A 24,959-nucleotide genomic window follows, 5' to 3' on the forward strand; every position below is an offset into this window, starting at 1 on the left:
ACTAAAGTATTTATTTATTTATTTTTTTATTTCAAATTTCGTTAATCTTTTAGAAATAGCATAGCCTTCACCATTTCTCATAATCATTTCAAAACCTCCCCATATTTTGCCTCTGTTGGCATTATTTGCAAATAATCCTATTATTTGAATATCTGAATATCTACCCATTTCTTTTGTAAATCTTTGTTTACTATTATAAACTTCTGTACCCAATAAAGTAGACGAACTATTCGCAACTGATCTAATCATAGGAATTTTAAAATATATAGAATATTTTTTGTTATTGTAACTGAAATATGCCCTACCTGCCATATTATCTACTCCTCCCCAGGTAGTCGAGAGCGCGCTAGACATACCTATTTTAGATTTAAAAAACGTTGAAGGTTTAAAAGCATAATCACCATTATATCTGGTAACATCAACAGCAAATAGAAATTGGTCAAATCTTCTTTGGTCACTTTTACCTTCTTTAGAACTAATATCTAATTTTAAAATTTTATTACCAGTTACTTGTTCTACCTTGCTCCCTGAAACTTCTGTTCCTTCATCTATTTTAGAATCTCCTGTTGTTCCCGTTATTTTTTCTGCATCTTTCTGAGATATCCCATATTGACTTGACAAGGTTGATGCGCTATCACCTTTTTCAGAAATATAAGTTATTTCGCCATTTTCATTTAGCTTTGGTATCCATTTTGCTTTCATACCATCAGGATCTATGTAATTGATTGGGTCATTCATCATAGCATTATAAGTAGAATAACTATAAAATTTTTCTGATAGTGGATCAATATTCATCCAGCGACCTAAGGAAGCATTATAATTCCTAGCATGAAAATCTAACCATTCTAAACCAAGTTCATCATTTTCTTCTTTTCCACCAAAGCCGTAATTATGGTTTCTTCCAGTAATTATATTATTATATCCTTTGTGTTTTAAGCCAAAAGGGTAGTAGTTACTTTCTTCTTTAATTTCAGTATTGCTATCAATAACTCCATTATCGTCAAAATCTTGATACGATAATCTAATATTTCCTAAATGGTCTTTAAATTGAAAAGTATAGCTAAACGTATTACTATTTGTAGGCTCAATATATCCTTCGGGATGATTAAAAAACACTAATGATTCCGCATTTGTATTGTCAACTTTGTAGATGAAATTACCTGCATACTGTGTTTTTACAAAACTATTATTTTCTTGAACTATTTTAGCCATTTTTATTCCTGTAGCATCGTAAATGTAAGAAATACTCCCTTGATCGCCAAAATTAATTGTAGTTGGTAAATTTAAGTGGTTGTAAGTGATTCCATTGGGAATGATTCCTTTGTTTATATCTGAAGTCATATTTCCATTGACATCATACATATAATCATTTTCAGAGGTGTTCACATCTTTAAATCCTGCATTATCTGCAACATCTGTAACTTTTACAAGTGTATTGCTATTGCTAGCATAATTGTAAGTTAATTGATCTATGATATCTACCGTAGGATTAGCAACCTGAGTAATTCCCATTCGCTCAAGTGAAAGAATATTTCCACTTTTATCATAGGATACATTATTTAAGCTGTAGTTCTCTATATCATTATTGGCAAGGCTAGATAAAGTCTGCCCACTTTGATACATAGCACTTGTAACTCTATTTAACGCATCATAGTTGTAGCTATAACTTCTTAGGTTCATATCATTGGCAGTTTTCCAATGTGTCTCACTAATATTTCCATTAAATAAATGTGTGGTTTGATTCAAGTCAGGATTGTCATAATTTATCTTAAAAGAAAATAGTTTATTTACATCATTGGTATTTACATCATTGATTGCTTTAAGCCAACCACGAATAGTATAGCTGTAATCAATTTCTTGAAGTGGATTTACTTCTGTATTTCCAACTTTTTTACTTTCTAATATTCCTAACTCATCATAAGTATTGGCTACAATCAATTCTTCTTCTTGGTCATTTATTTGTTGTTTTTGAGTGAGCAATCTTCCCGAAGAATCATAGGTAAATCTGTCAATGGTTATGATTGGTGTATTTCCATTTTTAGTATGTACTAATTTTGATTCTAATACCTTTCCAGTAAAATCAAGTTTTGTTTCTGTAATATCAAATGATGATAGATATTCATTTTTTGATGCCACATAAATAGGTCTCCCTTTTTGGTCATAATGCGTTATGGTAGTAATCCACTGATCTGTACCTAAAATTCGGATTTTTGTTCCTGTTGGTAGTGTCTTGGTATCAGAGGATATTTGAACGCCGTAAATTTGTGAATTTGATGGTAGTGTCAATGATGACTCATTAAAACTATAATCCTCATAATAATTAATTGAGTGTATTTCTTTAATACCTGGAAAAGCAAATCCATCATAGTAATGGTTGTTATTATTTATAGGCGTTGCAACACGAAAAGCATTTAGGTTTTGACTATTATCTACAGCTTCTTGCATTTGTCTACGCGTCCATGAATTTCCTTCCTTCCAATATAATCCTGTCATCACAGGTCTATTTAGTGCATCGTATTGCGTTACAAACCATTTATCATCTAGACGTAATTTTGCATCTTGTAAGAGTGCTGGGCGGTTGAGTCTGTCATATACAATGTATTCCCACCCTTTTCCTGGTATTTTCTTTTCTACTACTCTGTTCCTATTATCATAATGATAGATATAACATAATCCTTGTAATACTTCTGGAGCAATGCTATAGTTGGTTGTAGTACTTGGCTGAGTTCCTGTAAAAATTGGAAATGCAGATGTAATAGTTCCGCTACCGCTAATATGTAATGCATTCTCCTTAATAGAAAACTCATAAGTAAATCCTTCTGCTGAGAATGTCCCAAGAGTCACATCAGCAATTCTTCTTTTAAGTCCTAAATCAATTACTAACCCTTCTCTAAAGGCTAAAGGTGTTGTTGTGTTGATGTTCATGTGTAATGATACTACATCATTCTGATCGACAGCGATATGCATACCACCGCTACCACCATATTGATTTTCTATGGTAACATTTAAAATCTCATCGTTTGGATATGGTTTTAACTGTGACAAATAAGTATTGGCAAATTTTGTATCTACGTCTAAAATAGAAACCCAAGAAAAGTTTTTACTGTAGTTTAGTTTTGTATTACTACTGAAAGATTGATTTAGAGCCAAAAGCTTTCCTTCTCCCTGAATAAACAATGTATTATTCTTCACTAAAAACGTATAATCATAATCGTCAGTTTTGATGACACCTAATTCAGTATCTTTAAATTCTCCTAAGTCTTTTAGAGAAACAATTTCTCCTGTTTTAAAAGGCAACGGCTCATTAGTTGAAAAATTTATATTTAAAATAAGCTCATTGGTATCGGTATTTCTACTAATTGAAAAGCCACCTTGTGCGCCATATTTATTTTCTAAATCAGCCGTTAGAATATCTTCATTTTTGTATTGACTTAATTTTTTTTGATATTGTTCTGCTAATTCTTTGTCAACCAATACCAAATCTACCCATGAGAAATTTTGTCCTGATAAAAGTCCTGTTTGTGTAGTTGTAGTTACCACAATATCATCGGATGCTTTTGGAGGTATGACGTAGGTTAAATTTTCAAACTTGTCATACACATAATAGGTATCATGCTTTTTATTTTTATTAAAATTTCGCTTTAAAACAACTCGTCCTAATTTGTCTACATATTCTTCTGTGGTATGATCTTTTAAAAAAGGTTGATTGGACGTCCAATTCTCATCTTTTACGATCTTTTTTTGAAGCGTACCTTCTCCATAATAGTTAATAAATTCAAGCTGAGTTTGCTCTGTATCATTATTTGGATGCGATACACCAAAGCGCATCACATTATCCTTAGCGATATTTCCTTCTTCAAAAGTATTTACTTGATATTCAAACTTGACAGCATGGTCGTTGTCTGAATTTGGATTGATAGCCCAAGAGTTTCCTGGCGCACCTTGTTTTAATGGTCTACTAAGCGGAGAATTATCATATACCGTTTCAGCAAATGGATTTAGCGTGTTTTCATACTTTTCAGTATTGTAAAAAGTAGCTTGATTGTTAATGGAATTTGCATGTATATTTCCATTTTGGGAACTTGTTGCATACGGAAGGTATTCTTTGGTCATACGTCCATATTGGTCATAGACTATTGGTACAACAATATCTTGTTGCCCTCCTCCTGCTTTTACGGATATTTTTTGAAAAGGTCTGCCTAGTCCATCAAAATAAGTAATAGATTCTAGTTTTTGATTCTCTGGAATATTTCCGTTTTGCGTTTGGTTTTGATAAACGGTAGTTTTCGTATAATTTTCTGAGGTAGTTTGTCCCATGACTAACATTGGAACTACTACCGAAAATATGTATAATAGCTTTTTCATTTTAGTCATTGTTTTTATAATTGTATTCATTGGTACTTATTAAATTTTGATCTGCATCCCTCACAGTTTTAAGCCTGTTAAACTCATCATATTCATAATACATCGTATATCCTCTAGCATCGGTCATACTTGTAATTCCAACAAGCGGATCATACGTATATGAGGAGACATTTGCCGTTGGAAAAGCATCACGAAGATTTTGTAAGGCTTGACGTAGATTGTCTTCTGATACTGTATTATTATCGTTGTCAGAAGCTTGCTTTACAACGGCTATAATATCATTTTGGGTATTTGTAAAGTCGGCAAAAGAAGCGTTTTGAATTTTAGCAATGGGTTTGGTGCTATTATATCCCCAAATCAGACAGGTATGAATTCCATTTTCGTTATGGTATTCCAACACATTTCCATTTAAGTCTCTTTTATCAATTGTTGACAAAGCATGAAAATCATTAGTTCCCTTAGATACTTGATTACTTTTATGATTTATAACTCCTTCAAATACATCAAAATTGTACTTCGCTCTTGATAGTAATTGACTTTGGTTACTAAGTACACGTATATTTTTATGAGAGACAGGAGTCGCAATACGATTCTGAGTCACTAAACTATTTACATAAGGTTCATTTGAAACTTCTGATTCAAAAGGGTAGACAAATACTGATTTTTCAATACTTTGATCTGTAATGTATCTCTGTTCTTTTACAAAAGGATAGTTAGCATCATAAACGATTTGTTGTGTTGTACTAAAGTTTCCATTGTCTACATAATCAGTTGTGATTACTTTTGTATTTAGATTTCGTTCTATATTAATAACAGAGGTATGATAAAAAACACCTGCTGTACCACCTTGTGTGAATGGACTACCAGAGACAGTTGTTCTGTAATTTAAATCCACAGTATTAAAAGCATCATAATCATACTGATAAGTTATATGTTGCTTGATATTTTCACTCTGGGTAAAATGCTTTTCACTGATTAACTTCCCTCTTTTAATATCATAATCAATAACATTTAAACTTGGATAAGAACTGTTACTTGTAAGAAATACATAAGGATTATTGACATTATCGGCATTTACTGTTGTTTCCAATTCATTTGGAAATGTATTTGATGTTGTATAGGTATACTCAGAATATCCGTTACCATTTTCTTTTTTTACCACTCTAGCATAGCCGACAAAACTACCATCGGTAAGTTCTAAACTATTTTTAGTTTTATCAAAATAGGTAAAATAACGTTTCCAATCATTTTCAGGAGCAGTCATTGAAAAATGGTGGAAAGAATAATTACTTGGCGCATCACTGTATTTATTGATGTACGCAAAGGTTGGCATACGATTGATATAGCCTGAGCTTGTTCCGTTAGCATGGGTATACTCATAAAATATATTTCTAGTACCACCACGACCATCGTGAAGTGTTTGTTGCTTTATTCTTGCGCCACCCGCGATGTATTGCGCTCCTTGTAGATTAAAAGTATGATTTTCATATTTAAAATGTGCGCTTCCACCTGTTGGATATTTTATGGTTTTCAGCGTAGCAGTTAAAGAATATGTGTTGGATTCTAATGAGTACTGCCCATGAATGATTCTGTAATTACTACCATTTGTTCTTTTAAAAGGTAATACAGAGTTCCCACCTTGATTTTTATAGAAATGTAGCATTGCATTGGGTGGAATTTCAGACTCATCATTAGAAGACCATTCAAAACCATTATTATTGAAATAGCCTAAAAAGTCTCTTTGAAACGAATCCCTTCTTGGTAGTGGATTGTCATAATTATAATCAAACTCATGTACCTTAGCATTTACTGCGGTGTTTCCAATTGGTAATTCTTTTACTTTATCCAATCGTAATCGCTTACATTCTTTTTCGTTACAATTCTCTAAAGAATTGAAATAAGAATATTCAAATTCAAAATGTTTGATAAGTTGACCGAAATTATTTTTTACTAAAATTTCAGTAAGTGCTTTTTCTCCAAGATCATCAATTCTATTTAATCCGTAGATAAATTCTACTGTTCCCTCGTCCCATGTGATTTTTTTAAGCCGATTTGCTTTAGTGGTTCTAGTAGAAACAGTGCTTTGAAAATCCATATCATAAGTCCCATTTCCAAGTGATACGTCAGATATAGTAGTGTAGTAATAATCATAAAGATCATTCGTATCTAAAGGATCTTGATAGGTAGCGGTAATATTTTTAATTCTTTCGGGAATTGCCTTGACATAGGCTTCATATTCAAAAATAACCTCTCTGTTATGAATTGGGTCAATGATTTTTGATAAATTCCAATTGGTAGAACCAAGTCCCTGGTTTGCTGAGTCCCAAACTCCATGATAGGTACTTTCGCTATAATCTTTAGTATCAAAAATATATTTAAGTCCATTGGTATTGACAATTTCAAACGAAGGAAAATCCAAGTACTGATAATTATAAAAAGGTATTCCATTTTGATAAAAATCAGCAGGTTCATTGCCATGTGAGATATCAACTAATCTAGGAATAGTTGTTGTTGTCCTTTGTATTAGATTTTGAACTTTTACACCAGAATGATCTAAAAAGATTGCATTGTACTTTCGATTTGCAAAAGGTGTTGTATTGTCATTAGGAAATTTATCTTCTAAATAGAATTTAGAACTAAGTCCTGGAGCGTTGGCATAAAAGAAATCAGGAGAAGAATCAATTTTACTCCATTCTTCTGCTTCTTCTGAATCAGAATGTACCATTCCTGTAGCACTATTAAAACTAAATGGCTCAGGAGATTTACCTCTATGATATCCTATTTGCGTTACAATCGTTTCAAAACTACCAGCGTTATCTCCTGTATCGTCAGGAACACTATAACCTGTACCATAGAAATCATCATCATTTAAATCACGGACAATTTTTAAAATACTTCCATTCGCATTTAAACTCCATCCTAAGCCTACATTGGATGCGATATCACTTACTTTTATTCCTGAAGTATTATAACTTAGAGAAATGGGAACATTGATGTCTCCAATTGAAATATCATAAATGGGAACTCCAACATTAATTTTTCCTGTATATAAATTCTCAGGAATTAGTTTGCTTTCGTGGAAAGCTTTTACCGATGGTGTTGCAAAAACATCATCGCCTGGCGCACCTCTAAAATAATTGGGTTTGCCATCTTGCGCATTTGTGAATTGTATACAAACAAGACACAAAAAATTCATTAAAAAGATTTTTTTCACTTTTAAAAATTTTAAATTAAACATAAAATTTGTGGAGTAGTGACTCCACTTTTGAGTAGGCTATTTTTTCACAATATGATTGTATTATGCTGTAGGTTTTAGGGAATTTATTTCTATAAACTTTTTATGCACTCTGTAAATACTTTGAGAACGTATTATTTTTTCGATAACTCACAGGCAAGGTTATTTCTCCTTTTAAATGGACTAATCGGTATTTACGCTCATATAATTTCAGGTTAGAAAGATTGATTAGGTAGGAGCGATGAATACGAAGAAATCCATTACCTGAGAGTTCATCCTCATAATAGCCTATCGGCTTGCAACTGAGGAATCTTTTTCCATTAATTAAATGAAACCATGTGTAACATTCGTTAGCTTCGATGTAGTTAATATTTTCTTTTAATATGTACGCTCCTTTGTGTTTTGCTCCTAAACGTATATGTTTGTCGCTGTTTAAAACGCCCTGCCTGTAACTTTTTGTTTCTCTTTTGATTTTCATGTGTTATTGTTTTTAAAATTCAAATATTTTAGGTTGGCGTGATTAATTAGAAAGTGGTTTTGCAAATCAAAGTAGGTCACTTTTCCTGTTCGATGCAATTATTTTGTATAAGCGTTAAATTGCCACCAACAAGCGTCATATCTTAATTACAATCGATGCTTTTTCTTGTTAACTTTATGTTAATGACTAATTTTGAATCATAATGATTCCCATTGCAAAAATGTTCAAAGTCATCTAGTTTTTTAAACTTTCTTATCTTCATTTTCTATCTTTGCAGTAATTATTTTAGTGATATATTTTGTAGTGATAATTTATTTCAAAGACTTCATCTTATAGAAAGTTTTTATTTTTGTAAAGTTTTGTATTTATTTTATAAAACAATAGTATTATTGCCTTACCTTTAGTACGGTAAAAGCGTAATTTTTTTGTTTAAAAATTAATTTCTGAGGATATAAGAATAGATTAATTTAAAAAAATGCACTTCTAAAAAAGAACATCTATATCACTTTAGATAGAGTTTTGTGATTAAGTTTTAAAAAGAATTACCAAAATGGGCAAAGCGCAATTAAGAGAACTTGTAAAACCAATTAGCACAAGATATGCAAGTACAATCATCAATGAAGTGATTGCAAAACAGCGAGATGTTCCCTTATCCTTTGCTAAAAATCAAAAGATTGTATTTCAAAAAGAAGTAAGAATCGTACTTGATTTTTTAGGTCTTGAATGTGAAGACTAGCACGTCATTTTGAATAAATTCGACATAATGTGTACAAATCATACCGTATGCTACTTAATTGTACATCTCTTACATATTTTATACCCATGGTCTCGTCCTAGAATGAGTCTACAGTAAAATGTAGATTATGGACAATAAAGAGACAGAAAAGCGAGAATTTAAAGATTATTCAGAAGCTTTAAAATTGACTGCATGCAATGCAGTATTGAAGGACGGATTAAGTTTGACTTACGTAGCAAAGAAATATGGAATTAGATCTCGTAATACCATAAAGAATTGGATTTATTCTTTGGGGTTAGATTCCAATTATAAACCCTCAAAATTAAACACACGACACAGTGAATCATTTAAAAAAGAAGTATGTCATCAGGTTGCTAATGGTCGAATGACTAAGGAACAGGCGATGCGTCATTATGGTCTACGTTCAGCTACCAATATTACTTATTGGATGAAAAAATATAATATTTCTATATTAGAGGATACTTATGAGGAACCCATTGCTTCGATGAAATTTAGAAAAGTAACTTCAGATACAGAAAAAATCCGCAAAGAGAATAAGCTTCTTAAACAAGAATTAGAAGATGCACTTTTACGTTCTGAGGTCAATGCTATGATTATAGAATTGGCATCAAAACAACTAGGAATAGATATTAGAAAAAAGTTCAATACCAAACAATAAGAGAGATAAAGCAGTACTATCCTAGTATATGTCTTGATAGGATATGTGCATTGTTTGGTATCACAAGACACGCATATTACAAGTACTATAAACGTTTAGAAATACAAACATATCATCATCATATTGTGTTGTCATTAGTAGAAGAAATACGTATAAGTCAGCCTAGAATAGGCACTCGGAAGTTGTATAAACTAATTAAGCCTAAGCTTGAACAGCATCAAATTAAGTTAGGCAGAGATGGCTTATTTAAGTTACTATACAACCACAATATGTTAGTGCGTAATCGGAAACGTTTCAAATCATTAACAAATTCAAATCATCATTTTAAAAAGTATCCAAATTTGATTAAAGGCTTAGATATAGATACTATTGATATGGTTTGGGTTAGCGATATTACTTATATAAAAACCGTAACACAACAAGTCTATTTGTTCTTAATTACTGATGCATATTCTAAAAAGATAATAGGATATACTATATCTGATAACTTGAAAGCTACTAATGCTGTAAAAGCTCTTGAAATAGCTTTAAAGGATAAATCTATCAATAGAGAAACAATTCATCACTCAGATAGAGGAAGTCAATATGCTTGCGATCAGTATATAAACTTATTGAAAAAAAATGCTATTAAAATTAGTATGACTAAAGGCGGTAGTCCACAAGAAAATGCAATTGCAGAACGTATAAACGGGATTTTAAAAACAGAATTTTTGAGTTACCTAAAGCTTTATGATCTGACAGATGCAAAGAAAAAAATAAAAAGTGTTATTAATATTTACAACTCAGAAAGACCTCATTTAAGTTGTGGTATGATGACACCTAATCAAGCACATTCTTCCAAAGCGGTTTTAAAACCGCTTTGGAAGAATTATAAAAAGAAAAGGTATGGTATGTAGACATATTTTAGGATTAACATTTAGAATAGACATATTATAGGATTAATTAATAATGTGTAGACAAATTTTAGGACGATACCATTGAAGCTTGCAACAAAACACCAACAAGAAGCAACAAAACATAAAAAACGTATTGGTAAAGGCTATTTCATAATTTGGAATAGCTTTTTTATTGAATACACTTCTACACTTTATAAAACTTTATGATACTTCAGGCAAAAAAAAAGAGAGATTATAAAAAATTTGATACAAACAACATCAAATCAACCCTGACATACTAGAAAAAAGTAAGGCTAAAAATCCTAAAAACTCAAAGATAAATAGAAATTTCAAGCTTGAAGCAAGCTTCATCCAAGCTTGCCCTAAGCTTCAAACTAGCCAATTTTAAGCTATAGAAGTTACTACTGCTTCGTAAAAATTTGGCAATTAGAGATCATTTACCGTTAAAAAACGATTGTAAATAAGGGTGTTTTTGTCAAAAAATCAGTTCCAACGTCAAATAAAAAATTGCGGAAATCTATTTTTTTTCATTTTATCAAAACCATTTACGGGCATAAAAAAAATCTTATTAGCTTATTTTTTAATAAAAATCTAAAAAAAATTGAAGCTTGCCCCAAGCTTGAATCAAGCTTGAACGAAGCTTGAGTGAAGCTTGAAGATAAAGATGAAGAAGAAGAAGATAAGGAAGAAGATGAAGAAGAAAATAAAAAGAGAACTCAAAAATCAAAAAAGTGAAATCGTAAATTTCAAAAAAAGAATGTGAACGCATGGCTTGCATCCTAAGCAATTTCAATGGTGTACGGACTTTTTAAAGTCACAGTGGCAAACAATTCTGCCTATAAACTCGACATAATACGGACAAATCATACACAATCCTACGCTATCCTACACAATGGTACATTTCCTATTTGCTTTATCGCCAATTTTGGAGCAACAAAACAGCAACAAGAAAGAACAAAACAGCATCGACGATGATACCGCAATCACAAATCAAAACAATGGGCAAAGCGCAGTTAAGGGAACTTGTAAAACCCATTAGCAGAAGATATGCAAGTGCAATCATCAATGAAGTCATAGCAAAGCAACGAGGTGTTCCCTTATCCTTTGCAAAAAATCAAAAAATTGTATTTCAAAAAGAAGTGAGAATCATACTTGATTTCTTAGGACTTGAATGCGAAGAAATAGTAGCATCGCAGTCAAATCCTGTCAAATCCTAACGAATCCTATCAAATGCAAACTAATCGCGTCGTATTGCGTCAAATCCTGTTTGTGTCCATATTCAAATAGCCAATTTTGAATACATAACAAAGCATAGAAACATAGGCATGATAAAAAAAGACGATATAAAAGCAATGGGGAAATCTCAACTTATGGAACGAACTCATTCACGGTATTGGTAGAGAATTAGGTAGAAGCTTCATTAACAAAACAATTGCGGAGCATCGTAAGATTTCTGAAAAGCAAGCCAAGAAAATGAAAATGGTTTCCCGACCAGAGGTACTAAAAGTATTGGATTATTTTGGTTTTGAAATCCTGTAGGATTGAAGCTTTTTGCATCTTATTATCTTTTCAAATTATGTTGCGCATTGCGAACAGCTTTAACAAGACCAGCATACGCATTTACAAAATGTTTGGAGACGTACAGGAATCCATAAATACTAACACCGACAATAATTACTTTTGTAATTGGATGCTTTAAAATTTCCTTTTTATCAACAATAGGTTTTGTATCTGTTTTAATGGAATCTAAATTTAGCTTTTCTCTAATTGATTTTTGTTTTCTGCGCATACAAATTATTTTTTTAGGTTTTTACTATTTTTTTAAATACTCAGTGTCTCTAAACGCTGTTTTTTTTATAAAATGAAATCTCTGAATCCCATTTTGTGAAAAACAAATATTTGGAAATAGTCTGAAAAATCATTTGTTCACTTTTGTAACTTGAACAATTTATTAATGACTTACAAAACTTCTAATCACAAATAGGATATACACATCAGAAATAATTGAATATCCAAAAACGAATTTTGAGAATGTGAATAGTTAAATCATTATACTAAATCGTATATTTTATAAATAATTGATATTAAGCGATATAAATTCACGGTAGTATTTTCTAACTAACTTTCAAGACACTTTTTGGTCACTCTTGAGTCACTTTTAGGACACTTTTGAATCATTTTTGAATCACTTTCAAGGTGTTTTCATGTCATTTTTGAGTCATTTTGGGACTTTCAAGACACTTTCTGGTCACTCTTGAGTCACTTTTAGGACACTTCTGAATTACTTTCAAGGTATTTTCAGGTCATTTTTGAGTCACTTCTAGGACAAAAAGACAATCGCTATATTTCATATATAGAACAAAGATCGAGAAGAATATTGAGATATCATTTGTATGCTTTTTGTACCATACAAAAGTTTCTGTATTAAAAAACAAATTAAATATTGCTAAAACCCTAAAGTAATACTTTAAGGTTTTTGAAATCAACATTAAGTATTCAGTTATAAAACAAGGTGTTGAATCTGGGCATTAAAAACTCTATTTTTAATGCCCAAATTACTATATATTTTATTGATTCATTTTCAAATTTTTTGTAGCATTTAATCCAACATATCATATCATAGTAAGTTGGTGCAAATAATGAAATTAACTCATCGTATTCTATGATAAAAGCAATTAAAAATCTATCTAATTTTACAACTTATTACTTAATGATGAGTAAATATTTTCAACTTATTGCTTAACAGTGAACAAAAAAAATAAAAATGATTTGATTTTTTAAAACGAAAAGAAATCTAAATTCTATTTTGATGAGTTTTTAAAAATTTTCTTTTTTTCAGAAGTTAGATGCTTAGTATACAATACTTTAAAAAATCAAAAATAAAAGTAGTTTGATTTTTAAAACGATAAGAAGCCGACATTCCATTTTGATGTATTTTTCAAAAATTTTCTTTTTTTCAGAATTGATATAATTGATATACAGTACTTTAAAAATATAAAAATAAAAGTGATTTGATTTTTAAAACGAAAAGAAGCCGACATTTTATTTTGATGTATTTTTCAAAAATTTTCTTTTTTTCAGAATTTATATAATTGATATACAGTACTTTAAAAATATAAAAATAAAAGTAGTTTGATTTTTTAAACAAAAGAAGCTGACATTCCATTTTGATGAGTTTTTTAAAAATTTTCTTTTTTTTAGAAGATAGATATCTAGCATACAGAACTTTAAAAAATCAAAAATAAAAGTGGTTTGATTTTTTAAACAAAAAGAAGCCGACATTCTATTTTGATATATTTTTGTAGAAAAGATGCTTAAAACCTACAAATCGACTGTTTTCTAAAAAAAATATTTCCTCAAAACAGAAATTAAATTCATTTTCTTAGAGTTAATTTTAATTCTAATCTTCAGAAGATTGTTAAAAAAACAAATAATAATTTCATTTTCAAGCAAGTTCTATAGAGCCTACAAGTTTTTAAATGCTTTTGTACACTGCATAAAATTTTATAAATGATATTTCAATTTAGTTCTCAATCCTTGTATTGATAAAATTGAAGTGTTTTGATTTGTATGATACAAAACACGTACAAATGATATTCCAATTTCATTTTAAATCTTTGTACTGATAAAAATAGATGTCTGAATTTCAGAAGTCTTTGTAAAGTCCTAACAACGATGAAATGATAAATTGACATACTTGAAAAGAATGTTGAATCCTAAAACCAAATAAAAAACACAAATCATAATAATTTAAAAAATAGAAAATATCTCTAGCTGAAAATTAAATAGAAGCTAATTGGTAAAACAACAAAAGGTAATTAACGAGTAAAATAATAAGTAAAATAACAGTCATTTTTCAAACAACATTGCTGTGGATATCCTATCAGTATTTCTATCTAGTTAAAACTTGCTTTTGTAGGCTTTAGGTTCAAGTTACAAAAGTGAACAAATGATATTTCAAACTTATACTAAATCTTTGTTCCAATAAGCTCGAAAAATTGTAACAGATCGTAAGTACATATAAGAGAAGAAATAATTTTTCAACTTAAATCCATTTACGCTAAAATGGTTTTGAAGGTTGCCAGCACTAAATAAAAATTCTTGAATATGAAATTGATAAAAACAAAATTACCTTTTATTGCGTCGAATCTAGTCGAATCGATGCTAATCGCTTCCAATCGTGGCGAATCCCATTTTAACTATTCTATTTTTTTTCATTTTTAAATAAAAAAACAATGAAAACGATACATATAATCCTGTCATGCTCTTTGAAATCCTGTAGCATCACTACCAATCGATACTAGAAAATAAAAACGAGAACACAACACAAATTCATCTAAAAAAAATAAAAGGCAATTCTTTGAAGTACAAATTGTAGGATTTTAACTGTTAATTAACTAAAAACGGTTTGATTAGGTTTCAATTCTTCGTAATATTGAAATCTATGATTTCAGCTAAATTTACAATTTTAAATAAAGGAATTTTTGCTTTAAATAGTCTCATCGCTTACAGGCGTATGATAGTTCCTTTCAATGAAACATGTAAAAGATATACAGCCGTTAAAAACAATCTCAGTGGAGCAACTAAAAAGCTTCAACGGGTTTGCTGATATATCTACTCAGGAAGCTGAGCAAATCATACATACACTCAAAGAACTATCATTAGTAACACATAACATCATTACAAGCCATGAGCAATCTTCAAGACTTCCAAAGCTTCGGAAAAAAAAGCACTAAAACTGTTATCAATAACAACAAAGCAGTTATCTACACAAGGGTTTCTAGCGGAAAGCAAAAAGAAAATACCTCTTTAGAAACACAGCGCGAATACTGTACCCTGTATGCACAACGTGCCAAACTTGAAATAAGTGCGTATTTTGGTGGTACAAACGAAAGTGCGAAAAATGACGATCGAAAAGAATATCAAAAAATGCTCACTTTTGTACGTCAGAAAAAAATATCAAACATCATTGTCTACAGTATTGACCGTTTTTCTCGTGCAGGTTCTACCGCTATTACAACGGTTGAAAAATTACAGGCTAAAGGTATCAATGTAATATCGGTCACACAGCCAATGGACACCAAAACATCTACGGGTACATTCTTTCAAAACCTAAACTTACTCTTTAGTAAATACGATAATGACCAGCGAAAAGAAAAAACCATTACAGGAATGAAGCAACGCCTATTGCAAGGTTTCTATATTGGCAACGCTCCAATAGGTTTTAAAAATGCTAGAGATACGCAAAACCGCCCTATATTAATTCATTCAGACAAAGCAAAGTTTATTCGCAAAGCTTTTCAGTGGAAAGCAAACGAAAGTTTGTCAAATGTTGAGATCATCAGACGTTTAAAAAACTACGGAGTTAATTTAAGTCCACCAAGACTTACAGATATGTTTAGAAATCCTGTATACTGCGGACTCATTGCAAATAGCTTACTAGAAGGTAAGGTGGTAAAAGGAAATCACAAACCTATCGTATCAAAGAAGTTATTTCTACAAGTCAATAACATCAATGCAAAGAAAAACGGTGCAGGATTCAAGCACAAAAAGAACAATCCGCACTTGCCATTAAAAGGATTCATTACGTGTGATGGTTGTGGAAAACCAATCACAGGATACACTGAAAAAATATATAAAATCAATTATTACAGGTGCAATGCGAAAGGGTGTAGTGGTTACAGTCGTGCTGATAAGCTAAATGACAAGTTTAAAAACCTGTTAAACTCTTTTCAAATCGATGAAAAATTCATCGCACCGCTTAAGCTACAAATGAAATATACCTTTGAGTATCACAATGAATCAAATAAGGATATTATAGCGCAATTAAAATACAATCTAAAGGCAATCAAGCAGAAGATTGAAACAGTAGAGGAACGATTTGTATATGGCGAAATTAATATGGAACTTTATAGTAAGCATAATGAAAAATTAAAGCTAGAGTATCAAGCAATTGAAAAGGAAATTCAAAATAGTACGATTGAAAAATCTAAGTTTGATTTATACGTTGAAAACTCGATAAAACTATTAGCTAACTTGCCTACAACGTGGGAGTTATCAAACTGTGTGGTAAAGCAGAAATTACAAAATTTGTTGTTCCCAAACGGTATAAGGTACAATCGTCAAAATGATCGTTATCTAAGTTTTGAAGTGAATCCGATATTGGATATAACAAGCAAATTATCAATTAGTTACAATAAAAATAAAACTAGCACAAATACAACCAAAAGTAAAAAGTTGCATGAGGTAAACCTTGGAGAAAATTTAGAAAAATTCATGCGGTTTTAGTTTTTCTCTAAAAGAAAAACTAAAAATACCTCTGGAAAAGTTCCCTTTCTTTTGTTGATGCCTGTGCTGAACTTGATTCAGTATTCTTTGGGTAAGCAAAGAAAACGAAAATAAAACCCTAAAAATGAATTATATAGCAGAGTTATTTCTAAAACTACTATAAATATAAATTGAATGATTTATATCGAACTGACGTTAAACTATGATTATTAAAGTTTAAATGTTGCAGTATTTTCTTTTGAATTTCAAAAAAAGCCAAAAAGCTCATTCAATACTGTTAGTTAAACGAATTCGGTTATGATTACAATCTAAAAGTCTAACAATCTAAAGCTCTAAAAAGTCTAGAAAACCTTATTTCAAATACAAACAATTCTTGTCATAATCAATCACGGCTTTCCCTTTTCGCAGTATATCGGCTCCAATAATTCCATGTACAGGTTGTGCTTCATGTTGTGTCAACGCCGTATTTACATGATCTAAATTGAATAAAACTAAGGCAACTCGTTGTTTCTTCCACTTTCCAATTCGAATCTTATTATTCTTAGCAATCTGCGTTTCCATATTCACGGCGCCAGCGCCAGCAGCTTTTATTTTAGAATCTTTTGCTTTTAAATTAAAAATTTTCACAGCTTCAAATCCTACACAAGAAGTAGAAGCGCCAGTATCTAGAATAAAACTTCCTTCAACACCATTAATCTTTGCCTTTACTTCGTAATGATTTGTGTTAATTCGATTCAACTTAACACGCTGATATCCTTTATCGAGCAGAAACTTTCGTAAACTATTTTTCATCTATGCAAAACGCTTTAATTCGTGTAAATTTACAAATCAAAAGCCATGCCGCTACATTATTTATGATATAATTGTCATGTATTCACAAAAAAATAACGCCCTGTCATACTTTTTAAAAAGAAGCCACACATAAATCTTATTGAAAATACTATTTTTACGGCATGATAATCACAGACACACATACACACTTATACAGTGAAGCTTTTGATGAGGATAGAAACGAAATGATGCAGCGCGCTATAAAAAATGGAGTACAACGTTTTTTTGTTCCTGCAATTGATTCTACCTACACAGAACGTATGTTTCAACTTGAAAAAGACTATCCTAACGAAGTTTTTTTAATGTCAGGCTTACATCCAACACACGTAAAAGAAAACTATAAAGAAGAAATTGCGCATGTTGAAACATTATTGGCGGAGCGAAAATTCTATGCAGTTGGCGAAATTGGAATTGACTTATATTGGGATAAAACATTCTTAAAACAACAACAAGAAGCGTTTCAATACCAAATTCAATTGGCTAAAAAATATAAATTGCCGATTGTAATTCACTGTCGTGATGCTTTTGATGAAGTATTTGAAGTATTAGAAAAAGAAAAAAGTGAATCTTTATTCGGAATCTTTCACTGTTTCACAGGAACCAAAGAACATGCAGAAAAAGCAATTGGTTACAATATGAAATTGGGAATTGGTGGAGTTGTCACGTTTAAAAATGGAAAAATTGACAAGTTTCTGCATGAAATACCATTAAAACATATTGTGCTTGAAACAGACGCGCCATACTTAGCTCCAACGCCATACAGAGGAAAGCGAAACGAAAGCAGTTATGTGATGAATGTACTTGAAAAAGTAGCTTCTATCTATGAAAAATCCACAGCAGAAATTGCCGAAATCACCACTAAAAATTCAAAAGCTATCTTTGGAGTTTGAAAAATGAAGTTGAAACTGAATTTGGATTTGAACTCGAAATTGAAACGCACAGATAAACGAATCCACAAAAAGACAAATTAACAAATCCACAAATAACGGAACAAAGCTACCCAAAACCCAACACCCAAACCATGACGCAACCCAACATTTTACTTATATACACAGGTGGAACCATTGGAATGATAAAAGATTTCGAAACAGGTGCATTGCGTGCTTTCAACTTCGATAAACTATTAGAACGAATTCCAGAACTTTCGCATTTAGACTGTGAGATAGAAACGGTTGCCTTTGATGCTCCGATAGATTCTTCTGACATGAATCCGAACTATTGGATAAAAATGGCAACAATTATTGAGGAAAACTATGAAAAATTTGATGGTTTTGTTGTCTTGCACGGAAGTGATACAATGAGTTATTCGGCTTCTATGCTAAGTTTTATGTTAGAAAATTTAGCAAAACCAGTCATCTTTACAGGATCGCAATTGCCTATTGGAGACTTGCGTACAGATGCCAAAGAAAATCTCATTACCTCAATTCAAATAGCTTCTTTACAAGACGATAGCGGAAATCCGCAGATTACAGAAGTTGGATTATATTTTGAATACAAACTTTACAGAGCCAATCGTACCACAAAAATAAATGCAGAACATTTTGAAGCATTCGATTCGCTAAACTATCCACCTTTGGCAGAATCGGGTGTGCATTTAAAAATTTTCAAAGAAAACTTATGGCGTCCTGCGAAACAAAAACCCTTCAAAGTTCACAAAAAAATAGACCATAATATTGCTTTAATCAAACTATTTCCTGGAATAACATTGGCAAGTTTGGAAGGTTTTTTGGCTTCAAATACCATAAAAGCCATCATTTTGGAGACGTATGGAGCTGGAAATGCACCAACAGAAGCATGGTTTTTAAACTTTTTAAAAGAAATAAAGCAGAAAGGTATAATTATTGTAAATGTTACACAGTGTTCTGGAGGAAAAGTTATTATGGGACAATACGAAACCAGTGTTGCGTTAAAAAGCTTAGGAATCATCAGTGGTAAGGACATAACTTCCGAAGCTGCAATTGCAAAATTAATGTACCTTTTGGGAAGAAAAATTAGCCAATCTGAGTTCAAAACTGTCTTTGAAACACAAATTAGAGGTGAAATGTCCTAAAAATAACTGGATATATTTCAAAAACTAAAATATTTTTTGTTATTTGCCCGACGATAAAGAGAGGTGGCCGAGTGGTCGAAGGCGCACGCCTGGAAAGTGTGTATGCGGCATAACCGTATCGAGGGTTCGAATCCCTTCCTCTCTGCATAATTTTATCGTAAATAATTATAAAATTTTTATATCTTTAACCCGATTAACTAACAAAATTTAAGTTCAAGAGAAATGAAAAAAGGATTTTCTATTATGGCAGTAGCCATGTTAACGATTTTAAATGTAGGTGTTGCAACAGCGCAAGACGTAGCAGAAAAAACAGAAGAGGCTCAAGGTTTTCACCAAGTTTTAAAAGAATACTTTATTAAAGGTGGACCAGGATTCATGGGAATTGTATTGTTATGTCTTATCTTAGGATTGGCAATATGTATTGAAAGAATCATCTATTTAAATATGGCTTCAACTAATAATAAGAGATTATTAGCAAATGTTGAAAATGCATTAGCAACGGGTGGTGTAGAAGCTGCAAAAGAAGTTGCAAGAAACACAAAAGGACCTGTTGCCTCTATATTCTACCAAGGATTAGATCGTATGGACGAAGGTGTTGATAATGCAGAAAAAGCAGTAGTAGCATACGGAGGAGTTCAAATGGGACAACTTGAAAGAAACGTATCTTGGATTTCATTATTCATCGCCATTGCACCGATGTTAGGATTCATGGGAACGGTAATTGGTATGATTCAAGCCTTTGATAAGATTGCAGCTGTAGGTTCGTTAGATGCTTCGTTAATTGCGAGTTCTATTCAGGTAGCCTTATTAACAACTGTATTTGGTCTTATAGTAGGTATTATACTTCAAATTTTCTATAACTATATTATTGCTAAGATTGATAGTATTGTAAACGATATGGAAGATTCATCTATTTCTTTAATAGATTTATTGGTTCGTTACAAGAAATAATACTGTCAACTTTATACAATACAATATAATATGAAATCATTAAAATTAATATTAACAATCGTAATTGCTATTATCGCGCTTATAGGAGCTATCCTATACATCACGATTCTTACAGGCAAATCTGATGGGAATATGATGATTCGTGCAGGTGAAATCCTTGTTGTTTTCACTGCTTTAATTGCCGTATTCTTTGGACTCAAAAACTTAGCTACTAATCCACAGGCTCTTAAGAAGTCATTAATCTCAATTGCTGTTTTAGCAATCATTTTAATCCTTTCTTATGTGTCTGCAAGTGATGAGCTAAGAGAAGTTGGAGATATCTCCATCGATGCAGGAACCTCTAAATGGGTAGGAACAGGAATTTACATGTTCTACTTCTTAGCAGCAGTTGCTGTTTTAGCAATGATAGGATTTGGAATCAAAAAATCACTTAATAAATAATTATGGGAAGAAGAAATATACCAGAAGTTAATGCAGGTTCGATGGCCGATATTGCGTTCTTACTTCTTATCTTTTTCTTAGTAACAACTACTTTTGAAGTGGACAATGGTATCAACAGAAAGTTGCCTCCAATGCCACCTCCAGGAGTAACACCTCCAATTATCAAGCAAAAGAACTTATTTACAGTACTTGTAAATAAAAACAATGATCTTTTGGTTGAAGAAGAAGTAATGGATTTGAAAGACTTGAGGCAAGCAGCGATAGAATTTCTAGACAACGGAGGAGGAACTAACGAGAAAGGAGAACCTTGTAATTACTGCAAAGGTAAAAGAAGTCCGGATTCTTCCGATCATCCGAACAAAGCGATCGTCTCTGTAAGAAATGACAGAGAAACAGATTATAAAACGTTTATTTCAGTTCAAAACGAATTAGTAGGAGCCTACAATACGTTGAGAAACAGGGAAGCTATAAGACTTTATGGGAAAAATAGTTCATATACAACGATGGATTCAATTTATTCTCACCCGCAAACTGGGGAAGTACTTAAAGAAGAACTAAAAAAGAAAATGGACGTGATTAAGGATATGTATCCTATGAAGATATCTGAAGCGGAAACTAACAATTAAAAATGTAGCTACTATGTCTAAATTTAAAAAGAAAAAAAGTGGTGAATTGCCACCAGTATCTACAGCAGCTTTGCCTGATATTGTTTTCATGTTATTATTCTTCTTTATGACGGTAACAACGTTTAAAAAAGATGATTACAAAGTAAAACAAGAATTGCCATACGCAGATCAAGTACAAGTTCTGAATAAAGATGATAAAGTAATCTACATTTATGCAGGAAAGCCAAGTTCACGATACCAAAAAGAATTTGGAACACAAGCAAAAATTCAGTTGAATGATAAATTTGCTGATGTTTCTGAAATCAAAGATTATTGGTTCAATGAAATCAATAACAATCCGAAACTTGGGCAGCAATTCCAAAATATTGCGATTACTGCACTAAAGGTAGATAACGAAACGAATATGGGTTTAATAGCTGATATTAAACAACAACTTCGTGAAATTAATGCTTTAAAGATTAACTACACTACCCGAAAAGGTAATGTGCAACAAAATTTCAAATAGAAGATCTTAAATTTATATTTAGAAAAAGCACTCTTTTTAGAGTGCTTTTTTTATGCTATCTTGGTACTACTTGTTTATAAAATTACTCAGCTAATATAGAAAACGAATGAAGCGCTACGTCATCAAAATTTTAATCATCTTTATAGGAATGCAAACTCTTATCGCGCAAGAAGAAGTACCACAAGACACTATTCCAGATGAAAACTACCGAGAAGATCAATTCTATATTGGATTTACCTATAACATTCTTCAAAATCGCCCAAGCGGCATTTCTCAAAATAACCTGTCTAACGGAATACACTTAGGATTTATTCGTGATTTTCCTATTAATGAGAAGCGTAACAAAGCTATTGGAATTGGTGTAGGATATTCCTATAATTCTTATTTTCATAACTTAAAAGCTACAGAAACAAGTGCAGGAGTTTCTTATGAAGCAATTGCCAGTGATGAAGGTTTCAAGCGAAATAAATACCGAACACACGAAGTAGAACTTCCCATTGAATTTCGTTGGAGAACATCAACTTCAACCGATTATAAATTTTGGCGTATTTATGGTGGGATAAAATTTGGATATATCTTTTCAGGAGTTTCTAAATTTGTTGGAGATAACGAGAAAATAAAGTTTCAAAATGATGATTTTGACCGTTTTCGGTACGGATTGACACTAAGTGCAGGTTACAATACTTGGAATTTTCATGTATATTATGGATTGAATAAACTCTTTAAAGATGGAACCGCAACTACAAGCGGCGAACAATTTGAAATGAATACTATCAAAGTTGGCTTGATGTTTTACATCTTATAACCAATTATACAGCATCAAAAGTTGCGAAATTGCCCCAATAAGAAAGCCAATAATCAGTTCAGGAAACGTATGTGCTTTTAGAAATAATCGCGAAGTTCCTACGAGTCCAGTCACTAAAATCAAAATACTCAATGCAAAGATAATATTGAGTTGATACGTGATGCTCAATACGATTAAAAACATTAACAATCCAGAAACGCCCATCATGTGCATGCTTGCTTTTACTCGAAACAATACAAGCACCAAACAAACAAGCGAAGCAAATAAGGTCGCTAAAAAGAAATCGTACAACTCTGCAAAAATAGATTTAGTAATGACTTTTGTCACGATCAAAAATAAAATCAATACATAAACATACAACGGAATTCTTCGTTCTTCTACCTTTCTAGCAAAAATAGAATCAATCAACTTGAAGCGTTTCAGTAAAATAAAAATCAGAATTGGAATACAAATGGTAAAAATAGAAATGGTAATGACTACATCTATCTTAAAATTTAGTTCGTACAAGCGAGGCGTGACTAAAAAATAGCCAACAGTTGCCATTACAGGAATAAAAATTGGATGAAATAGGTATGATATTACGTTGAGAAAACTACGCATTTATATTTTCTTTCGTAATCGTGCCACAGGAATATCAAGTTGTTCTCTATATTTCGCCACCGTTCTTCGCGCAATTGGATAGCCTTTATCCTTTAAAATTGTTGCTAATTTTTCGTCGGTAAGCGGCTTTTTCTTGCTTTCTTCTTCAATAACTGTTTCCAGAATTTTCTTTATTTCACGAGTAGACACATCTTCTCCTTGTTCATTCTTCATGGATTCAGAGAAAAATTCCTTGATTAATTTCGTTCCATACGGCGTATCGACATACTTGCTATTTGCCACACGAGATACGGTAGAAACGTCCATATTAATCATATCGGCAATATCTTTTAAAATCATTGGTTTTAATTTGCGCTCATCTCCCGTAAGGAAATATTCCTCCTGATAATGTAAAATAGCGTTCATCGTTACCAAAAGTGTCTGTTGGCGTTGCTTAATAGCATCAATAAACCATTTTGCAGCGTCTAACTTTTGTTTGATAAACATCACGGCATCTTTCTGAGATTTCGTTTTCTGACGCGAATCTTTATAGCCTTTCAACATGTTATTGTATTCCTTTGAAACATGCAATTCTGGTGCATTTCGACCGTTTAATGTCAGCTCTAAAACACCTTCAACGATGCGAATGGTAAAATCGGGAACAATATGCTCAATAATTTTCGTATTCCCAGCATACGATCCGCCAGGTTTCGGATTCAAGCGTTCGATCTCTAAAATGGCATCGCGCAATTGAACTTCCGTAATATCAAATTTCTGTAAAAGTTTCTTGTAATGTTTTTTGGTAAAATGCTCAAACGACTTTTCCAAAATCGCGATAGCAAGCTCTATAGAAGCTGTTGGTTCTTTTCGGTGCAACTGAATTAACAAGCATTCTTGTAAATTTCGCGCGCCAACTCCAGCAGGATCTAATTCGTGGACAATATTCAGTATCTTTTCAATATTTTCATCCGTAGTAAAGATATTTTGAGTAAATGCTAAATCGTCTACAATATCTTCTAAAGGTCTGCGTATATAACCACTTTCATCTACACTTCCTATTAAAAATTCCGCAACTTCACGATCTTCTTCCGAAAGTCGAAACGTATTTAATTGATTTTTTAAATGTTGATTGAAGGAAGTTCCAGAAGCATACGGAACGCTCTTTTCGTCATCATCGGCACTGTAATTATTAGCTTGTAAACGGTAACTAGGAATTTCATCGTCACTCAAATAATCATCAATATTGATATCTTCTGCGGCAATCGTTTCATTTCCATAATCGTCGTCATATTCATTGGATAAATCGGAATCAAAATCGTCGGTTTGCTCTTTTCCACTATCTAGCGCAGGATTTTCTTCTAATTCTTGTTTCAAACGTTGTTCAAAAGCTTGTGTAGGCAATTGAATCAACTTCATCAACTGAATTTGCTGTGGTGATAATTTTTGGGATAGTCTAAAGTTTAGTTGTTGTTTAAGCATATTTTTTGGTGTAAA

General features: G+C 31.8%; 19 protein-coding genes and 1 tRNA gene. 13 read left to right on the plus strand and 7 right to left on the minus strand.

Features of this window, described 5'->3' with window-relative positions; translation table 11 throughout:
• Positions 1–18: 18 nt before the first annotated feature.
• The 3 genes from KAOT1_RS18180 to KAOT1_RS18190 all read right to left on the minus strand — a co-directional run bounded on the left by KAOT1_RS18180 (position 19) and on the right by KAOT1_RS18190 (position 8,078).
• Positions 19–4,365: a DUF6443 domain-containing protein gene (locus tag KAOT1_RS18180; RefSeq protein ID WP_162014351.1), complete on the minus strand. Its 4,347-nt coding sequence runs from the start codon at positions 4,363–4,365 to the stop codon at positions 19–21.
• Between the two features lies 1 nt (position 4,366).
• Positions 4,367–7,561 (minus strand): RHS repeat domain-containing protein, encoded by a 3,195-nt coding sequence (locus KAOT1_RS18185; protein ID WP_007096357.1) that lies wholly within the window; start codon positions 7,559–7,561, stop codon positions 4,367–4,369.
• Positions 7,562–7,703: 142 nt separating this feature from the next.
• A complete protein-coding gene (locus tag KAOT1_RS18190; protein WP_007092587.1) occupies positions 7,704–8,078 on the minus strand; it encodes a LytR/AlgR family response regulator transcription factor in 375 nt (124 codons plus the stop codon).
• 550 nt (positions 8,079–8,628) lie between these two features.
• Here KAOT1_RS18190 and KAOT1_RS18195 point away from each other — a divergent pair.
• The 4 genes from KAOT1_RS18195 (at position 8,629) to KAOT1_RS18215 (ending at position 11,606) form a co-directional block, all read left to right on the plus strand.
• Positions 8,629–8,814, plus strand: coding sequence for a hypothetical protein (locus KAOT1_RS18195; RefSeq protein WP_007096358.1), 186 nt, complete (start codon positions 8,629–8,631; stop codon positions 8,812–8,814).
• Positions 8,815–8,941: 127 nt separating this feature from the next.
• A complete protein-coding gene (locus KAOT1_RS18200; protein ID WP_007096359.1) occupies positions 8,942–9,493 on the plus strand; it encodes a transposase in 552 nt (183 codons plus the stop codon).
• A gap of 5 nt (positions 9,494–9,498) precedes the next feature.
• Positions 9,499–10,389 carry an IS3 family transposase gene (locus KAOT1_RS18205; RefSeq protein ID WP_262494786.1) on the plus strand — a complete coding sequence of 297 codons (891 nt, stop codon included), beginning with the start codon at positions 9,499–9,501 and terminating at the stop codon, positions 10,387–10,389.
• Positions 10,390–11,360: 971 nt separating this feature from the next.
• The gene (locus KAOT1_RS18215; protein ID WP_007096363.1) at positions 11,361–11,606 is read left to right on the plus strand and encodes a hypothetical protein; all 246 of its coding nucleotides are present in this window, start codon (positions 11,361–11,363) and stop codon (positions 11,604–11,606) included.
• A gap of 344 nt (positions 11,607–11,950) precedes the next feature.
• Here the strand turns inward: KAOT1_RS18215 and KAOT1_RS18220 are convergent, their stop codons facing one another.
• The gene (locus KAOT1_RS18220; protein WP_007096364.1) at positions 11,951–12,178 is read right to left on the minus strand and encodes a hypothetical protein; all 228 of its coding nucleotides are present in this window, start codon (positions 12,176–12,178) and stop codon (positions 11,951–11,953) included.
• Between the two features lie 2,900 nt (positions 12,179–15,078).
• Here KAOT1_RS18220 and KAOT1_RS18225 point away from each other — a divergent pair.
• Complete coding sequence (locus KAOT1_RS18225; protein WP_007096365.1) at positions 15,079–16,677, plus strand: recombinase family protein; 1,599 nt, start codon at positions 15,079–15,081, stop codon at positions 16,675–16,677.
• 351 nt (positions 16,678–17,028) lie between these two features.
• On the opposite strand, the gene KAOT1_RS18230 is transcribed toward KAOT1_RS18225, so the two are convergent.
• On the minus strand, positions 17,029–17,469 hold the full coding sequence (locus KAOT1_RS18230) for a retropepsin-like aspartic protease (protein ID WP_007096366.1): 441 nt from the start codon (positions 17,467–17,469) through the stop codon (positions 17,029–17,031).
• A gap of 161 nt (positions 17,470–17,630) precedes the next feature.
• Here KAOT1_RS18230 and KAOT1_RS18235 point away from each other — a divergent pair, with 161 nt between their 5' ends.
• The 8 genes from KAOT1_RS18235 to KAOT1_RS18270 all read left to right on the plus strand — a co-directional run bounded on the left by KAOT1_RS18235 (position 17,631) and on the right by KAOT1_RS18270 (position 22,886).
• Positions 17,631–18,398, plus strand: coding sequence for a TatD family hydrolase (locus KAOT1_RS18235; protein WP_007096367.1), 768 nt, complete (start codon positions 17,631–17,633; stop codon positions 18,396–18,398).
• 131 nt (positions 18,399–18,529) lie between these two features.
• Entirely contained in the window at positions 18,530–19,558 is a 1,029-nt protein-coding gene (locus KAOT1_RS18240) for an asparaginase (RefSeq protein WP_007096369.1), read from the plus strand.
• Positions 19,559–19,615: 57 nt separating this feature from the next.
• Positions 19,616–19,703 (plus strand) — tRNA-Ser (locus tag KAOT1_RS18245).
• Between the two features lie 77 nt (positions 19,704–19,780).
• Positions 19,781–20,509, plus strand: coding sequence for a MotA/TolQ/ExbB proton channel family protein (locus KAOT1_RS18250; RefSeq protein ID WP_007096370.1), 729 nt, complete (start codon positions 19,781–19,783; stop codon positions 20,507–20,509).
• Positions 20,510–20,539: 30 nt separating this feature from the next.
• Positions 20,540–20,950, plus strand: a complete 411-nt coding sequence (locus tag KAOT1_RS18255; protein WP_007096371.1) for a hypothetical protein — start codon at positions 20,540–20,542, stop codon at positions 20,948–20,950.
• Between the two features lie 2 nt (positions 20,951–20,952).
• Complete coding sequence (locus KAOT1_RS18260) at positions 20,953–21,576, plus strand: ExbD/TolR family protein (protein WP_007096372.1); 624 nt, start codon at positions 20,953–20,955, stop codon at positions 21,574–21,576.
• A gap of 13 nt (positions 21,577–21,589) precedes the next feature.
• On the plus strand, positions 21,590–22,081 hold the full coding sequence (locus KAOT1_RS18265; protein ID WP_007096373.1) for an ExbD/TolR family protein: 492 nt from the start codon (positions 21,590–21,592) through the stop codon (positions 22,079–22,081).
• A 106-nt stretch (positions 22,082–22,187) separates the two neighbouring features.
• Positions 22,188–22,886 carry a porin family protein gene (locus KAOT1_RS18270; RefSeq protein WP_007096374.1) on the plus strand — a complete coding sequence of 233 codons (699 nt, stop codon included), beginning with the start codon at positions 22,188–22,190 and terminating at the stop codon, positions 22,884–22,886.
• On the opposite strand, the gene KAOT1_RS18275 is transcribed toward KAOT1_RS18270, so the two are convergent.
• Together KAOT1_RS18275 and rpoN are read right to left on the minus strand one after the other, a co-directional pair.
• On the minus strand, positions 22,881–23,486 hold the full coding sequence (locus KAOT1_RS18275) for a hypothetical protein (RefSeq protein ID WP_007096375.1): 606 nt from the start codon (positions 23,484–23,486) through the stop codon (positions 22,881–22,883). The genes KAOT1_RS18270 and KAOT1_RS18275 overlap by 6 nt on opposite strands.
• The gene (gene rpoN, locus KAOT1_RS18280; RefSeq protein ID WP_007096376.1) at positions 23,487–24,944 is read right to left on the minus strand and encodes an RNA polymerase factor sigma-54; all 1,458 of its coding nucleotides are present in this window, start codon (positions 24,942–24,944) and stop codon (positions 23,487–23,489) included.
• Between the last annotated feature and the right edge of the window lie 15 nt (positions 24,945–24,959).

The sequence above is a fragment of the Kordia algicida OT-1 genome, from assembly GCF_000154725.1.
Classification (GTDB): domain Bacteria; phylum Bacteroidota; class Bacteroidia; order Flavobacteriales; family Flavobacteriaceae; genus Kordia; species Kordia algicida.

What these genes read in the sequence shown, in the direction of transcription:
- KAOT1_RS18190 (WP_007092587.1), bottom strand. Translation starts at nt 8,078, where the DNA reads ATGAAAATCAAAAGAGAAACAAAAAGTTACAGGCAGGGCGTTTTAAAC.
- KAOT1_RS18250 (WP_007096370.1), top strand. Translation starts at nt 19,781, where the DNA reads ATGAAAAAAGGATTTTCTATTATGGCAGTAGCCATGTTAACGATTTTA.
- KAOT1_RS18195 (WP_007096358.1), top strand. Translation starts at nt 8,629, where the DNA reads ATGGGCAAAGCGCAATTAAGAGAACTTGTAAAACCAATTAGCACAAGA.
- rpoN (WP_007096376.1), bottom strand. Translation starts at nt 24,944, where the DNA reads ATGCTTAAACAACAACTAAACTTTAGACTATCCCAAAAATTATCACCA.
- KAOT1_RS18225 (WP_007096365.1), top strand. Translation starts at nt 15,079, where the DNA reads ATGAGCAATCTTCAAGACTTCCAAAGCTTCGGAAAAAAAAGCACTAAA.
- KAOT1_RS18240 (WP_007096369.1), top strand. Translation starts at nt 18,530, where the DNA reads ATGACGCAACCCAACATTTTACTTATATACACAGGTGGAACCATTGGA.
- KAOT1_RS18235 (WP_007096367.1), top strand. Translation starts at nt 17,631, where the DNA reads ATGATAATCACAGACACACATACACACTTATACAGTGAAGCTTTTGAT.
- KAOT1_RS18215 (WP_007096363.1), top strand. Translation starts at nt 11,361, where the DNA reads ATGATACCGCAATCACAAATCAAAACAATGGGCAAAGCGCAGTTAAGG.
- KAOT1_RS18220 (WP_007096364.1), bottom strand. Translation starts at nt 12,178, where the DNA reads ATGCGCAGAAAACAAAAATCAATTAGAGAAAAGCTAAATTTAGATTCC.
- KAOT1_RS18265 (WP_007096373.1), top strand. Translation starts at nt 21,590, where the DNA reads ATGTCTAAATTTAAAAAGAAAAAAAGTGGTGAATTGCCACCAGTATCT.
- KAOT1_RS18200 (WP_007096359.1), top strand. Translation starts at nt 8,942, where the DNA reads ATGGACAATAAAGAGACAGAAAAGCGAGAATTTAAAGATTATTCAGAA.
- KAOT1_RS18180 (WP_162014351.1), bottom strand. Translation starts at nt 4,365, where the DNA reads ATGAAAAAGCTATTATACATATTTTCGGTAGTAGTTCCAATGTTAGTC.
- KAOT1_RS18270 (WP_007096374.1), top strand. Translation starts at nt 22,188, where the DNA reads ATGAAGCGCTACGTCATCAAAATTTTAATCATCTTTATAGGAATGCAA.
- KAOT1_RS18255 (WP_007096371.1), top strand. Translation starts at nt 20,540, where the DNA reads ATGAAATCATTAAAATTAATATTAACAATCGTAATTGCTATTATCGCG.
- KAOT1_RS18260 (WP_007096372.1), top strand. Translation starts at nt 20,953, where the DNA reads ATGGGAAGAAGAAATATACCAGAAGTTAATGCAGGTTCGATGGCCGAT.
- KAOT1_RS18275 (WP_007096375.1), bottom strand. Translation starts at nt 23,486, where the DNA reads ATGCGTAGTTTTCTCAACGTAATATCATACCTATTTCATCCAATTTTT.
- KAOT1_RS18185 (WP_007096357.1), bottom strand. Translation starts at nt 7,561, where the DNA reads ATGAATTTTTTGTGTCTTGTTTGTATACAATTCACAAATGCGCAAGAT.
- KAOT1_RS18230 (WP_007096366.1), bottom strand. Translation starts at nt 17,469, where the DNA reads ATGAAAAATAGTTTACGAAAGTTTCTGCTCGATAAAGGATATCAGCGT.